Below are 363 nucleotides of genomic sequence, written 5' to 3'. Positions count from 1 at the left end.
GTGACATCGCCCGCCCATACTTTATTGGCTCCACAAGGGTTGAATTGTTGTGTAAAACATTATCCGCAACAGCATCACTGTGCTTGCGCATTGTCGTTATTTTATAAGCAACACGTTGTTTAACGTGTAAATTAAGCTTTTTCATTAATTTCATGACTTTATAACGACCGACTTTAAAGCCTTTTTTACGTAATTTCTTTGTCAGTTGACGTGAGCCTAAACGACCACGACTTTTTTCAAATAAACGCTTGGTTCGACGATATAACTGAAGTTCCTTAGCCGTTATGATCACCGCACCTCGTCGTAAATAAGCATAATAAGCACTTCGACTTACTCGCATCACTGAACAAAGTAAATAAACAG

Annotated in this window: 1 protein-coding gene; it reads right to left on the bottom strand. The window is 38.6% G+C overall.

What is annotated here, in order from left to right; all coding sequences use genetic code 11:
* Window positions 1-363: IS3 family transposase (locus CJF42_RS25535; protein ID WP_141235683.1), on the bottom strand; the 363-nt coding region annotated here is incomplete at both ends.

Source organism: Pseudoalteromonas sp. NBT06-2, from assembly GCF_002276045.1.
Taxonomy (GTDB): Bacteria; Pseudomonadota; Gammaproteobacteria; order Enterobacterales; family Alteromonadaceae; genus Pseudoalteromonas.
The sequence above is the reverse complement of the archived record's forward strand: the minus strand, read 5'-3'. Positions and strand labels throughout refer to the sequence as shown.